The 13,851-nt window shown below is 68.8% G+C and carries 11 protein-coding genes and 2 pseudogenes; 7 read left to right on the forward strand and 6 right to left on the reverse strand.

Annotated elements, in window-relative coordinates:
- The first annotated feature begins 20 nt into the window (after positions 1–20).
- The gene (locus NAM01S_RS18355; RefSeq protein WP_067786856.1) at positions 21–515 is read left to right on the forward strand and encodes a hypothetical protein; all 495 of its coding nucleotides are present in this window, start codon (positions 21–23) and stop codon (positions 513–515) included.
- A gap of 263 nt (positions 516–778) precedes the next feature.
- A complete protein-coding gene (locus NAM01S_RS18360; protein WP_067786858.1) occupies positions 779–1,573 on the forward strand; it encodes an LLM class F420-dependent oxidoreductase in 795 nt (264 codons plus the stop codon).
- 18 nt (positions 1,574–1,591) lie between these two features.
- Here the strand turns inward: NAM01S_RS18360 and NAM01S_RS18365 are convergent, their stop codons facing one another.
- Entirely contained in the window at positions 1,592–2,848 is a 1,257-nt protein-coding gene (locus NAM01S_RS18365) for a cytochrome P450 family protein (RefSeq protein ID WP_067786860.1), read from the reverse strand.
- A 383-nt stretch (positions 2,849–3,231) separates the two neighbouring features.
- Here NAM01S_RS18365 and NAM01S_RS18370 point away from each other — a divergent pair, with 383 nt between their 5' ends.
- The 3 genes from NAM01S_RS18370 to NAM01S_RS34120 all read left to right on the forward strand — a co-directional run bounded on the left by NAM01S_RS18370 (position 3,232) and on the right by NAM01S_RS34120 (position 6,354).
- Positions 3,232–5,025, forward strand: a complete 1,794-nt coding sequence (locus NAM01S_RS18370) for an ABC transporter substrate-binding protein/permease (protein ID WP_067786862.1) — start codon at positions 3,232–3,234, stop codon at positions 5,023–5,025.
- Positions 5,026–5,028: 3 nt separating this feature from the next.
- Positions 5,029–5,754, forward strand: coding sequence for an amino acid ABC transporter ATP-binding protein (locus NAM01S_RS18375; protein WP_067786864.1), 726 nt, complete (start codon positions 5,029–5,031; stop codon positions 5,752–5,754).
- Positions 5,755–6,054: 300 nt separating this feature from the next.
- Positions 6,055–6,354, forward strand: a complete 300-nt coding sequence (locus NAM01S_RS34120) for a hypothetical protein (protein WP_084483060.1) — start codon at positions 6,055–6,057, stop codon at positions 6,352–6,354.
- A 72-nt stretch (positions 6,355–6,426) separates the two neighbouring features.
- Here the strand turns inward: NAM01S_RS34120 and NAM01S_RS18385 are convergent, their stop codons facing one another.
- The 5 genes and pseudogenes from NAM01S_RS18385 to NAM01S_RS18400 form a co-directional block, all read right to left on the reverse strand.
- Positions 6,427–7,689 carry a CHAT domain-containing protein gene (locus NAM01S_RS18385; RefSeq protein WP_067786868.1) on the reverse strand — a complete coding sequence of 421 codons (1,263 nt, stop codon included), beginning with the start codon at positions 7,687–7,689 and terminating at the stop codon, positions 6,427–6,429.
- Between the two features lie 46 nt (positions 7,690–7,735).
- Positions 7,736–9,250, reverse strand: a complete 1,515-nt coding sequence (locus NAM01S_RS18390; protein ID WP_067786870.1) for a tetratricopeptide repeat protein — start codon at positions 9,248–9,250, stop codon at positions 7,736–7,738.
- Entirely contained in the window at positions 9,250–10,242 is a 993-nt protein-coding gene (locus NAM01S_RS18395) for a hypothetical protein (protein WP_067786871.1), read from the reverse strand. The genes NAM01S_RS18390 and NAM01S_RS18395 overlap by 1 nt, the downstream gene beginning before the upstream one ends.
- Positions 10,242–10,610, reverse strand: a pseudogene (locus tag NAM01S_RS37520) (hypothetical protein); the annotation flags it as partial. The pseudogene NAM01S_RS37520 and the gene NAM01S_RS18395, both read right to left, overlap by 1 nt.
- Before the next feature lie 627 nt (positions 10,611–11,237).
- Positions 11,238–12,176, reverse strand: a pseudogene (locus tag NAM01S_RS18400) (hypothetical protein); the annotation flags it as partial.
- Positions 12,177–12,328: 152 nt separating this feature from the next.
- Here NAM01S_RS18400 and NAM01S_RS18405 point away from each other — a divergent pair.
- Together NAM01S_RS18405 and NAM01S_RS18410 are read left to right on the forward strand one after the other, a co-directional pair.
- Positions 12,329–12,865 carry a lipoprotein LpqH gene (locus tag NAM01S_RS18405; protein ID WP_067786873.1) on the forward strand — a complete coding sequence of 179 codons (537 nt, stop codon included), beginning with the start codon at positions 12,329–12,331 and terminating at the stop codon, positions 12,863–12,865.
- A 124-nt stretch (positions 12,866–12,989) separates the two neighbouring features.
- Positions 12,990–13,793 carry a hypothetical protein gene (locus tag NAM01S_RS18410; protein ID WP_067786875.1) on the forward strand — a complete coding sequence of 268 codons (804 nt, stop codon included), beginning with the start codon at positions 12,990–12,992 and terminating at the stop codon, positions 13,791–13,793.
- Positions 13,794–13,851: the final 58 nt, after the last annotated feature.

Consider the following 13,851-nt stretch of genomic DNA (forward strand, 5'->3'; position numbering starts at 1 on the left):
CGGAGCGGAAGCCGACGGCCATGACCGAAACCTCGAAATCCAGGGGTAAGCGTGCGCTGTTCGGTCTGCTGTTCGGCCTGTTGTGCCTCTGTTTCGGTTCCGCGTCGCTGTTTTCGCTGGCCCAGCCGGTCAACGTGCTCGCCTACTGGCTCGGCTACGGGGACGCCATGCAGGTCGTGGTGACCAAAGGATCGACCGGCTCTAGTTTCGGGCGCGACGGCGAACCGGGCGAGGGACGAATTGTCTCCGACGGCGGCACAGTTCGGCTCTACGGCGTGCGGGCGGGTGAGACGGTCACCGCCCGACCGCGCCTGATCGACCTGGGTGCGCAGCCGTACGCATACCACAGCGGGCTCCGCGCGGCCGAGGACCTGGTGTGGCTGATCCCCTCCGCGTTGTTCGGCTTTCCATTCGCACTGCTGATTCTCGGTGTGCTCGCCCCCCAGCGTCTGTCGCGAATTACGCGGTGGCTGAACAGGCATTCCGACAAGTCAGGAGGGACCGCGTCGTTCTAGAGTGCCCGTCGTGCATTCTCCGTGGGCCCGCAAGTACAGGCCGTCGAAGCACCCGAGCGCACTTCAGCGAGCTCAGCTGAAGGCCAACTGGTGAGACTGGCGACTTGTAGCCGACGTCGACCAGCCCGTCGCAGGTCGCTTCGCGCAGGGCCCGACGGGTCCGTGCCGAGCGCTGCGGCCGGAGGTCGTCGATCTGATGATGATGCGGCCGGACGCCGGTAGCCTCGATCGCGGAGATCAGCGAGCGACGAGGAGGGCCTGAGATGAGTCGAGCGGTTCGGATCGGAGTTCAGCTGCAGCCGCAGCACGCGCCCAAGTACGGGTTGATTCGCGACGCCGTGCTGCGGGCCGAGGACGCCGGTGTGGACGTCGTGTTCAACTGGGATCATTTCTATCCGCTCACCGGCGATCCGGTCGGCGCGCACTTCGAGTGCTGGACGATGCTGGCGGCGTTCGCGGAGCAGACCGAGCGGGTGGAGATCGGCGCGCTGGTCACCGGCGGCGGGTACCGGAATCCGGACCTGCTGGCGGATATGGCGCGGACCGTCGATCACATCAGCGACGGCAGGCTGATTCTCGGCATCGGCGCAGGCTGGTTCCAGCACGACTACGACGAGTACGGCTACGAATTCGGCACGGCGGGAAGCCGTTTGGATTTGCTGAAGGAGAGCATGGCCCGGCTCACCGCGCGGCTGAAGAAGCTGAATCCGCAGCCCGTCCGGGAGATCCCGATTCTGATCGGCGGCGGTGGCGAGCGGAAGACGTTGCGCTTGGTCGCCGAGTACGCCGACATCTGGCACAGCTTCGCCGACCTGGAGGGGCTCCGGCACAAGAACGAGGTGCTCGCGCAGCACGCCGCCGCCGTCGGCGCCGACGCGTCCCGCATCGAGCGCTCGGTGCCGTGGCCCGGCGCGGATCTCGCGCCGAAGTTCGTCGAGGCCGGGGTCGGGCTGTTCACCGTCGGTGTGAGCGGCCCCGGCTACGACCTCGGCGAGCTCGAGCAGGCCATCCGCTGGCGCGACGAGGTGAACCCGGAACAGGTCAGCGGACTGGCCTGAGTCCGGGTTCCACCGCGATCAGTTCGCCGAGTACTGAAGCTCGCCTGCCGCTGCCCCCTCGACGGGCGGCGACAGGCGGACCGGCAGTGCGGCGAGGCCGCGGATCAGCAGGCTCTTGCGCCAGCTGAGCTCGTCTATATCGCCGTCGAGCGACATCGCGGGGATCCGGTCGAGCAGCCGGGTGAGCGCGATGGTCGCCTCCATCCTGGCCAGCGCGGCGCCGACGCAGTAGTGGATGCCGTGGCCGAAGGCGATGTGCCGGTTGTCGGTGCGGGCGGGCTGGACGCCGTCCGGATCCGGGTACCGCTGCGGGTCGCGGTTGGCCGCCGCGAGGGAGATCATGACGAACTCGCCCGCGTCGATGTACTGACCGCCCAACGTGATCGGCGCGGTGGTGAACCTGGCCGTCGCCAGGTGCACCGGACCCTGGCAGCGCAGGATCTCCTCGATGTAGGCGGGGACGCCGGTGGGGTCCGCGCGCAGCCGCTCGGCGCTGGCCGGATCGCGCAGCAGCTCGAGCACCGCGTTGCCGATCAGGTTGACGGTGGTCTCGTGTCCGGCGGCAAGTAGCAGGAACAGCATCGAGATGAGCTCTTGTTGATCGAGCCGATCGCCGTCGTCCTTGGCGACGATCAGCGCCGAGAGCAGGTCTTCGCGCGGGTCGGCGGTGCGCACGGCGATCAGTTCGGTGAGGTAGGTGAAGAAGCTGATACCGGCGCTGGTGCGTTCCTCGACGCTGGCCGACTCGTTCACCACGATCTCCGTCCACGCGCGGAAGTCGTCCTTGTCGTCGTCCGCGACGCCGAGCAGCTCGCAGATCACCATGATCGGCAACGGGAACGCGTAGTCGTCGAGGAGGTCGGCGGACTCCTTGGCGCTCAACTCGTCGAGCAGCGAGTCGGCGATCGCGGTGATGCGGGGGCCGAGGTCACGCACCGCGCGGCTGGCGAACGCCTTGGCCACCAGGCTGCGCAGCCGGGTGTGCTGCGGCGGATCGGCGAAGAGCATGTTCTCGTTGACGGCGCCCGCGAACTTCTCGGCTCCGCCGTTCTTGGCGATGGCCGCCTGGCCTTCGGGCGAGGTCACCCGCTTGCTGATATTCGGCTCGACGAAGGCCTGTTTGGCCACGTCCTGATCGACGACCAGCCAGCTCAGCACTCCGTCCAAGCGGACGCGATGGATGGGACCGCGTTCGCGCAACCTCCGGTAGACGGCGTGCGGATCCTGGTAGAAGTCGTCGTCGGTCAGCTCGATGATCTCGTTGGCGGCCGTCACGAGGCGCCCCCTGTCCTCGACGCGGAGGCCGAACGTGAATCCAGGTAGGTCACTAGCCCTGTGTCCTTTCGAGGTCGAACGGTTCTGATTCAGTCCCGACGCAGTCTCGAGAAGCGGTGACAGCAGTGATCGCTCGCTGTCCGATCGTGGTGGTGCCGAGGCGAAGTCGGCCGCCTGCTGCATCGGTGGAACGTCGAGCAGTTTCGATCGGTGTGAACCTTGAACAAGCCACGGGGCCAAGTGCATCGACGAAATGTCCGCGTACCCGGGGCAAATTCCCGAGGGATTCTCGCACAACCGTGCCGCTCGGCTCGGAGTGACCCTCGTCGCGTCGGCCGCGCGTAGCTGTGGGTTCGCGGCAGTCCCCCGCTAGGGTCGGGAACATGGCTGGTCTGTCCGCCGCGCGGCGTCGTGCCCTGATCCTCTTGCTCCTGCTCGCCGTCGGCTTCACCGCGGCGGGCTGTGGTTCGGGCGACGATTCCGCAGGCACCAGAGACCTGTGCGCGCCGCCGGGACTGAGCGCGGCGTCCGCGGCGCCGACGAACCTCGCTTCACCCGCCACCGCGGGACCGGACCGCTACACCACCGCGAACACGGTCCCGCTGGAATCCATCGATGTGACCAAGCTCGGGCTGATCACGCCGGGCACGCTCAGCGTCGGCACCCTCTCGGACGCGCCGCCGAGCATCTGCGTGAACTCGGCGGGGACCTTCACCGGATTCGACAACGAGCTGCTGCGCGCGGTGGCCGCGAAACTCGGTCTGCAAGTGCAGTTCTCGGGCACCGAGTTCTCCGGGCTGCTCGCGCAGGTGGCGGGTGGGCGTTTCGACGTCGGCTCGTCCAACATCACCACCACCGACGCGCGCCGCGAGCTGGTCGGCTTCACCAACGGGTACGACTTCGGCTACTTCGCCCTCGTGGTGGCCAACGGCAGTCCGATCAAAGGCTTCGCGGATCTGGGGCCGGGCACCAGGATCGCCGTCGTGCAGGGCACTGTGCAGGACGACTACGTGGTCAACACCCTGCGCCTTGACCCGGTGAAGTTCCCGGACTACAACACCGCGTACGCCAATCTGAAGACCGGTCAGGTCGACGCCTGGGTCGCGCCCTCCGCGCAGGCCGAAGGCGCGATCAAGCCGGGCGACGGCACCTCGGTGGTCCAGAACGCTTTCAGCCTGGACAATTTCGCGGCTTGGGCGGTGAACAAGAACAACAAACCGCTGACCGACGCGCTCAACAGCGGCCTCGACGCAGTGATCGCCGACGGCACCTACGCCCGCCTCTACAGCGACTGGGTGCCGAGGCAGCTGCCGCCGGGTTGGAAGCCGGGTTCCAAGGCCGCGCCGACGCCGCAGCTGCCCGACTTCGCCGCGCTCGCCGCCGAGAACCGGACGGAAGAGAGCCAGGAGCAGAACGCGCCGAAGTCGACACTGCAACAGTTGCGGGAAACGTTCTTCGATTGGTCGCTGTACCGCAAGGCTTTTCCGGATCTGATCAAGACCGGTCTGCCGAATACCCTGATCCTGGCGCTAGTTTCGGGCGCGCTCGGCACTGTGATCGGCATGCTGCTCGCTGTCGCCGGGATCTCCCGCACGCGCTGGTTGCGTTGGCCCGCACGGGTTTACACCGATATCTTCCGCGGCCTGCCCGCCGTGGTGATCATCCTGCTCATCGGCCTCGGCGTCGGGCCGGTGGCGCGCAACATCACCGGCAACAATCCGTACTGGCTCGGCGCGGTCGCGCTGGCGCTGCTCGCCTCGGCCTATATCGGCGAAATCTTCCGTTCCGGAATTCAATCCGTGGAAGCAGGGCAGCTGGAGGCGGCGCGCGCGATCGGTTTCGGTTACCGGCAGGCCATGACGCTGGTGGTGATCCCGCAGGGCGTGCGCCGGGTGCTGCCCGCGCTGATGAACCAATTCATCGCGCTCATCAAGGATTCCTCGCTGATCTACTTCCTCGGCCTGCTGGCCAGCCAGCGCGAACTGTTCGCGGTGGGCCGAGATCTCAACGCGCAGACCGGAAATCTCTCGCCGCTCGTCGCCGCGGGCCTGATGTACCTGGTGCTGACCATCCCCCTCACGCACCTGGTCAACTACATCGACCACCGGATGCGCACCGGACGGCCGGACCAGCCGATCGACGAGCTCGAGCAGGCCACCATCACCGAAGGGCGCTGAACCATGAGTGCATCTCTGACCGGAACCGGCCTGCACCTGACCCTCGGCCGCAACCACGTGCTGCGCGGTATCGACATCCACGTCGACGCTGGCACGACCACCACCGTCATCGGACCGTCGGGCTCCGGCAAATCGACCCTGCTCCGGGTGCTCAACCGATTGCACGAGCCCGACCGCGGTGACGTGCTGTTGGACGGAAAATCCGTGTTGCGCGAGGACCCGGACCGGCTGCGTCAGCGCATCGGCATGGTGTTCCAGCACTTCAACCTGTTCCCGCACAAGACCGTCGCGGACAACATCGCGCTCGGGCCGCGCAAGCTGCGCGGTCTGTCGAAGGACGCGGCGCGGGCGCTGGCGATCGAGCAACTGGAGATCGTCGGGCTGGCGGACAAGGCCGACGCGCGTCCCGGCAATCTCTCCGGCGGCCAGCAGCAGCGGGTCGCGATCGCCCGCGCGCTGGCCATGCGGCCGGAGATCATGTTCTTCGACGAAGCCACCTCGGCGCTGGATCCCGAGTTGGTCAAGGGCGTGCTCGGGCTGATGAGCGAGCTGGCGTCGGGCGGTATGTCGATGATCGTGGTCACGCACGAGATGGGGTTCGCGCGCAGCGTCTCGGACAACGTGGTGTTCATGGACCAAGGGCAGGTGGTGGAGACCGGCGCGCCGGAGGCGCTGTTCGACGCGGCTGAGACCCCGCGGTTGCGGAAGTTTTTGTCGCAGGTGCTCTGAAACCGGTTTCACCGCCGCGGCTACCACCGCGCTCGCCGCGACCGAAGCTGCCAGTCCTCCGCTACCGCCGTTCTCAACGCTCTTCGGGCCGCCGCGCTCCGTGACTACGGGTCATTCGGGCGCTCGCGCTCCCGACGACGCTCGCCTGGTGGTGGACGCGGACCCCGACGCGGTGGTGGTCAGCAACCACAGCAGGCGCCCGAGCGACAAGCGAATCTTTGGCAATCTATTCATGCGTGAGTGTTAATGTGTTGTTGTTCACAGATACACCTGTCCATCCTCATGGAAGAAGGCATTCTGATGACCACAGCACACGTCGAGCACACCGACCACGGGCAGCACGTCCACGGCGAGGGCTGCGGCCATGTCGCCGTCCCGCACGGCGACCACATCGACTACGTCCACGACGGCCACCTGCACCGCGCCCACGAAGGCCACTTCGACGAATGCGAGCCCTCCGGCCACACCCAGTGCACCGCACACGACCACAAGCACGGTGAGGGCTGCGGCCACGTCGCCGTCCCCCATGGCGACCACGTCGACTACATCCACGACGGCCACCGCCACGCGGCCCACGACGGCCACTACGACGAACACTGAGCCCCCCGCACCTCCGGCCGCAACGCCAACGCCTCCGCATACCCGCTCGAGGATCGCTTCGGGCGGGCGAGGTCAGGTGTGGAAGGTGGCTATGGCGGACCAGAGGAGGGGGGAGTGTTCGATGGCGCCGGTTTCGCGCCAAGTGGTGAGGCGGGTGCGGTGCCAGGTGGTGAGGGGGAGGAGGGGGGCGGGGTGGTCGTGGGCGGTGTCGATGGAGTGGATGAGGTCTTGCAGCGGCGTGGCGGTGGTGGCGCCGGCGAGGCGTTGGAAGGCCAGGTCGGTGGGGAGTGGCCAGCGGGTGGCGGTGACGAGTTCGGCGCCGCCGTTGATCATGGCGGCGATGAGGCCGAGTGCTTCGGTGAAGCGGAGGTCGCCGCCGCTTTCGCAGGCGATGAGGGCGACGCGGCTCGGAATCGGCCAAAGGTCAGGTCCTGCAATGGGTTCGGGAGCAAGCGTGTGCGTGCCGAGCAGGAGGTCTTTGGCCGAGAGCGGGCGGTGTGCGCGCAGCGGTTCGGCGAAGCCGGTGGTGTCGGCGGTGCAGGTCAGGTGTAGTTCGGCGTTCTCGCTTTGACCGGATTCCGGTGCCGCGGCCGTGACGTGACCGACGTAGATCAGCCGCGACGCTCCCGCGCGGAGCGTTTCGGAGAGCCACGTGCGATCCAGGTCGGTGCGGCGGAAGACTTCGACGGGCTCCGCCACGACAGGCCGGAGGCGTTGCCCCGCAATGAGTTCGGCGACTCGTTCGGCGAGCGGTCGGGTGCCGTCCATCCGCCCGAGGACCGAACCGAGGACGGAGTCGGCGCGAAAACCCGGCACCCGCGGATCGAGGACCGCCACGACGGGCAGCTCACGGTCGGCGGCCCAGGAACGCGCGCGACGATCGGGTGCCTGCACGACACCCGCGGGCGCGAGCAGGCTGACATCGGCGAAATCGACGAGCCGCAAGGCGGGGTCGGGCGCGATGATCTCCCACGGCACCTGCGCCACCCGCGGCGAGGGTTGCAGCCGTATATGCGGACGGATTCCGCGCGTGTACAGATCGTGCAACTGCACCGCAAGGCCGTGAGGCAGCAGAGCGCGCGAGAGGGACTGAGCCAGAGCATATTCCGCATCGCGCGAGGCAAAGGCTCCGGTGGTGAGCGCGCGCTCGAGCCCGCCGGGCACGTTGGGGTTGGGTAGCGCGTCGGTAAGCGCTCGCACGGCCTCCGTGATCGGACCACCCGGCAGCATCGTGGCACCGCGCGGCGCGGAATCGTCCACCCACCGCCAGGACATGTAGACGTCACCGGCATCGGCCATCCGTACTACGACCGTCGGCTGGTCGGAGATAGTCATGCTCGAGCCCCATAGCTCGTACGCCGTACCGCGTCTCTCGGTTCACTCATACCGTCAGCACCCGTTCCTCGCGCACCGCGCGCCCATAACGCCGTTCGGCGGCGGCGATGTACTCGGCCAGCGCGATGTGCCCGTCGGGCGCGACCGCCAAGCGCGGCGGCGGCGCTACTCGCAATCCCGCGGCGGCGGCGACTTTGGCCAGCGCCGACCCGAGTTGTAGGGCGGATTCTCCGGCGGAGGCGGGCGTCTCGATCGGTGACAGAGGTTCGAGCGGCAGCTGCGGGTGCGGTTGATGATCGGTCGCGTCGACGTCCAACGTAGTTCCAGCGCATTGCGTTTCGATGAGGTCCGCGACGAGCGGTCCGTCGCCGCAGAGGTAGGCGAATCGGAACGCCAAACGCATGGCAGGGTCGGCGATCTCGCGGTTCCACTGGGCGCGCTGGTTGCCGTTCGGCAGCGTGTACCGCACGGCGTCGATGGCGATGGCCGCGGGCACCGCGACATCGCGGGCCAGCGCCAACAGCTCGGGCGTCGGCGAGTCGATGGTGTCGATCAGCGCTTCCAGCAGCACGGCGTGCCGGAAATCGACCTGCGCGCAGTGCAATCCGAGACCGCGTGAGGCGTACGCGTCGAAAGCGGCGGCGAGCAGTTGCTGCCCCTCCTCGATACGAAACCCTTTGAAGGCCACCGTCGCGAGGCGAGTCTGCACGGCGGCGACGTCCAGCGCCGCGCCGGATGCTTCGAAGTAGAAGAGGCTGCGCCGGTACAGCACCTCGGCCTGTTCGACGTCGTCGCGGTGCTCGGCGACGAATCCCATGATCCTGAGCCCGACTCCGGCGCGATACTCGAGTCCCGCCTGTTCGAAGTACTCCTGACTCGCCCGCAGCGGTTCCTCCGCCGCCTCGAACCGGTCGACCCTGGTGTACAGCGTCGCGAGATTCTGCTGGGTCTCGGCCAGCGCGTTGCGGTCGCCCGCCGCCTCGAACGCGGCCAGTGCTTGTTCGGCGAAGTCGATGCCGAGTTCCCTGCGGCCGGTCTCGAAGTAGGCGCCCGCCAGGTTCATCAGCGGATGACCTGCCAGGTGTGGCGCGAAACGCTGTGCGACGTCCAGTGTTTCGGTAGCGAGTTCGATGACGCGCACCCATTGGGCGCGGTGGAACGCGACCGCCGTCAGGGAGAGCAGGCACGGCACGCGCAGCGCACCGAACTCGGGATTGTCCGCGAGCAGTGCCCTGGCCTGCTCGAGCGCCGCTTGCGCGTCGTCGAGCTCGCCGAGGTGCTGGAGCGCCTGCGAGTAGTTGACGAGCGTGGACGCGCGCTTCTCGACGGCGTCCTCGGGGATCTCCGCCAGCGCCGACCGGAACCGGACGACAGCGCCCGCGTGGTCACCGAGTTCGTCGCACATGCTCGCCGCGTTCACCAGCGCACTGACCCGCACGCCGCCGGAGGTGGTGTCGACCGCGTGCTCGAAGATGTGCAGCGCCTCCGCGACCTCGCCGCGCTGATAGGCGGCGGCCCCCTCGTAGAGCAGTTCCAGGCCGGGCGGCGCTTCGTCGACCATCAGAAGTCCGAATCCATTGCTGCGGCCGCGATCTCGGCGAGCAGCAAGTCGTCGTCGCCCGCAGCGGCACGGCCGAGCCGAGCGGCCGCGAAATCGCGAATACGTTGCCGCTCTTCCCGTTCAGCCGCGTTCAGCTCGGCCGGACCCACGCCGGGAACGTAAACCCGCACTGCGGCGACTTCGTCCGACGACACCGACGCCGCACCCTGCCAGGTATCGCCGAACAGCTCGAGTTCGGTGTCGACAGCGCCACCTGAGGTGTCGAGTAGCGCACGTGGTCGCAAATGCGCGGGTGCGGCGACCAATTGGGGCGCGGCCACCGCTCGCACCCGCACGAGCGTTGCCCCCTCGGCCCTGGTCAACTCCCAGGACACCGCGCGTTCGGAGGCGTCGACCAGCCCGGGCGGGCAACGCCGCCAATCCCATCCGCCGCTGCCGCGGCCCAAGACCAGCTCGCCGTGCCTTGCGCCGGGACCAGCGGCCAGCGCGTAATCCTCCGCCCGGCCGAGTGCGGTGGAAGGCGCTGTCACCGGCGCGAGGTGCGCGTCGACGCCGTCCACCAGCGACTCGCATTCCTCGGTGAGCGTGGCGATCTCGGTGTCGAGCAGGCTCTGATCCAGCGCCGGGATGCCGTCGATGGTGGACGCGGGCCACCAGCGGGCCGCCCAGTGCGCGTAGGCCAGCCGCCTGGCCCGCGTCACCAGAGTGGGCAGCGCGGGGTCGGCCGGGAGTTCGCCGGTTCGCTTGTCGGCGACGGCCAGTGCGACGCGTTCGCCGTACACGGCCCACAACCACTCCTGCGCGCCGTCGAGGTCGTGCAGCACGGCGGCCGGAACGTGTTCGTCGGCAAGCAGACTCCAGCTGAGATGACCGCCGACCACCTCCAACACCAGGGTGTCCAGTGCGGGCACGTCATCCAAAACCGTTGGCGCGCCGCTTGGGACGACGGTCCAGAGTCCGTCCGCGTGTTCGCGCACGAGCACCGCGTTCATCAGCTCGCCCTCGATTCCGTCGAACCGAACTCACCCGCGACCGCACTCGCGCTGAGCGCGTTCTTCACCTTGGTGCGGTGATCGAGGATGACCGAGCGGGCCACACCGTCCAGCAGATCCCACAACTCCTCTGGTTCGTCGACCGGAACCGCGCGAACATCGCGCCCGTGCAACCGAACCCAGAGCCGCCGCAGGTAGGGCCGCCACGGTGTGCGGAGTTCCGTCGCGATCTGCGCGAGCGGTCCGCTCGCCTGCTCGGCCTCGTGCACCGCGAGCCGCCGCGCTTGCAGCACATAGGCTTCGCGCCGCCATCGGTTGTTGATCGCCTGGTGCGCCGCGGTTTCGCGCGCGACGCCGTACGGCGCGGCTGCTCGCCGAGCCGCCCACGTGGTATCCGCCGCGTCATCGCGACGCGGTCGGGGGCCGTCCGCCGCGCTGAGACGATCCGCGTGCGAGGCGCCCGCTGCGCCGCCGCGATCCGGCCGCGTGAGGTTCGCCGCGCTGCCGCGTTCTGCCGGTGCGGCCTCTGCCGCGCTGAGACGGTCCGCCTGTGCGGCGCCCGCTGCGCCGCCGCGATCCGGCCGCGTGAGGTTCGCCGCGCTGCCGCGTTCTGCCGGTGCGGCCTCTGCCGCGCTGAGACGGTCCGCCTGTGCGGCGCCCGCCGCGCCGCCGCGATCTGTCTGCCGGACCTCGCCTGCACCTCCGTGATCCGGCCGCAGGACGTCCGCCGCACCAGGGCGATTCGACCGTCCAACCTCCGCCGGGTCGCCGCGATCCCCCAGTACGCTGCCGGCGCCATCGCTGCGGTCCGCGTGCGGGATGTGGACGGCGCTGCCACGATTCCCCGGTGCGACGCTGTCGAGTGCCGCCCGCCCGGCGTCCGTCGCACCACCGGTCCCCGACTGTGCGTTGCCCGCGGTACCACCGCGATCCGCCCGCCCCGCATCCGCCAAGTGACGCACCCGCCCCACCCCAACGCTCTCGCCCTGCACCACACCGAACGGCGAAAGACCCACGGCCAGCGCGGCTCCGGTAGCGGCCGCAACGCGCAGCGTCTCGTCCAGCAGCGCCCACGGCGCGCAACAGCGGGCGATCTCGTCGGTGACCAGCTCCGGAATCGGCGGTAGCTCAGCGCGTTCGCTCGACGCCTGCAACACCGTGAAGACCCGTTCGTAGATCGTGCGGTCGAACGGTAGTCCCAGGTCCGCCTTGGACGCCGACGTACCGAGCGCGGGCGGGTGCGGCAGCGGATGCGCGGTGAGCCCGAGTTCGTTCGCGCTGCCGCCGGATGCCCGGTGCCAGAGGTCGATACCGGAATGCGTGCCCGCGTGCGCCGCGACCAGCCGGTCCAGTTCGGGCTGCCCGTCGCCGGTCACCCGACTGTTCGCGCACGCGTCGAGGAGCTTTTCGAACCCCGCGGTGTGATCGCCGCGCACCGCCGAAGGACGTCGTCGCCAGGCGATCTCGATCAATCCGCCCAGCTCCCGCGCCACCTCCGCGTCGGTCAGGTGTTCCTTGAGCGCCTGCGTGGTTCGGCCCGCGGCGAATTCGTGGATATCGCGCAACGCCGCCTCCGCGGTCTGCTTGTCCCGCACCGGATCCGGGTGTCCCGCTGTCGTCGCGAGCTCGAAGCAGCGCTGGAAATAGAGATCCTGCGGATTGCCCTCGGTGATGCGCAACGCCCGACGAACCTGTTTGAGCAGCGTGAACCAGGCCGCGGTGGCGCGCAGTACGTCTGCGGCGGCGTAGATCCGGGTGGCGAGCAGCGTCGCGCCGTCCGCGGTGAGGATCGCGCCCGCACAACTCGGGTGCTGCACGGGCCGGATGACCAGCGGGTCGAGCACGAGTTTGACGGTCCGGCGCAGCGGTCCGCCCTGTGGGCCGCTGAGTGCTTCGACACCGTCGAGCTTGCGCCACACCTCGTCGAGCACCATGGCGCGCGGTCGTCGCATTCGACCAGGTTAACGGACCTTTGGCCGGTTCGGGCCGCCGAAACCTGGGATCGGTAGGCGGCGTGCGATTCCTACCTTTCTCACAACGGCCCACCCGGGGCCGGACCAACCGAGACAGACAGGAACAGATCACCATGAACGCCAAGCACTTCCGCATCGGCACCGCCGCCCTCGCCGCCGTCGCGCTCACCGGCTTCCTCACCGCCTGCGGCGACGACTCCGCGAAGAGCTCGCCCGCGACCTCGCAGCAGACCACCGCCGCCGCGCCCGCGGGCCCGGCCGCCGGCAAGTCCGCGGCGCTGGTCGACGGCAAGGCGCTGAACGGCACGTTCGATACCACCTGCGCCAAGCAGGGCGACACCCTGGCCCTCGCGCTGACCGACAACAACAACGCCACCTACGGCCAGCTGTCGGTCAGCGCCACCATCACCGGCGACACCGTGCAGGCCGTCGGCATCGCGGGCAGCCAGGGTGGCTCCTCGGGCCTGCCCTACGCGGTCGGCTACGGCAACGGCCAGCCGGGCGGCTCGGCGAAGCTCGTGAAGGACGGCAACACCTACAAGGTCACCGGCGAGGGCGTCGGCGCGCCCGACCTGAGCAACCCGCTCGCGGGCCCCTCGACCTCGACCTTCGACATCACCTTCGCCTGCACGACCATCGTCGGCGCCTGACGGTCCGACTGCTCGGCTCCCCGTCGTCCCGCGAGCCCGGCGCCACCGAGGGGTGCGCCAGGACGGGACGACGGGGTGGCCCGGAACTCGGAACGTCCGACCGACAAAACCCAAGGAGCACACCATGGCAACCAAACTGCGCGCCGCCGCGATCGTCTTCGGCCTCGCCGCGATCGGCCTCTATCTCTGGAACGGCCTCACCTACGAACCGAGCAGCCCGTGGGAGCCCGGCTTCACCGCCTGGCTCAACGGCTTCATGGCCCTGCCGATCGTCGCCTTCACCATGGTGGTGCTGGTCTTCGCCTTCACCGGCGAGGGCATCATGTCCGCCTTCACCGGACTGAACACCACGGAATTCCGCGGCGGCCTGCTCGGCATCGGCACCGTGAAGTCGTTCCGGCAGACCGGGCTCACCGTCAACGACCAGCCGCAGATCCGCATCGAATTCAGCGTCGAGGGCGTGGACGGCAAGGTCTTCGACTCCGCCGCGAAGATGATCGTGCCGCTCACCGAACTGGCGTTGCTGCGTCCCGGCGTTGTGCTTCCCGTGCGCTACCTGCCGGACCGCACCGACAAGGTGGAGGTCGACCTCTCCGGCGACAGCGTCGAGGCGCAGCGGGTGATGAACGAATCCATGATCCGCAAGGGCTTCACCACAAAGGCCAAGTTGGACATCGCTGCGCGGGGCATCGCGGCGCAGGCGGTGGTGCAGTCGCTGTCGGTGCCCGGGGAGATCCGCGACGGCTACTCCAAGGTGGTCATCGGGCTCGCCGTCACGCGGCCCGACGGCAGCACCTTCCGCACCGGCGCCGAGAAGTTCCTGCCGCCGGCGAGCGTCGGTAACGTGCAGGTGGGCAGGATCGTGCAGGTGCATTACCTGCCGGAGAACGAGCAGGAGGTGGTCATCGCGATTCCGGTGAACGCCTGAGACTTGGTCGGCTGTTCACCTGGGTGTTTCCTGGGAATAGCCTGCGGCGTTTAGCGTG

This window comes from Nocardia amikacinitolerans NBRC 108937 (assembly GCF_001612615.1).
In the GTDB taxonomy this organism is placed as follows: Bacteria; Actinomycetota; Actinomycetes; order Mycobacteriales; family Mycobacteriaceae; genus Nocardia; species Nocardia amikacinitolerans.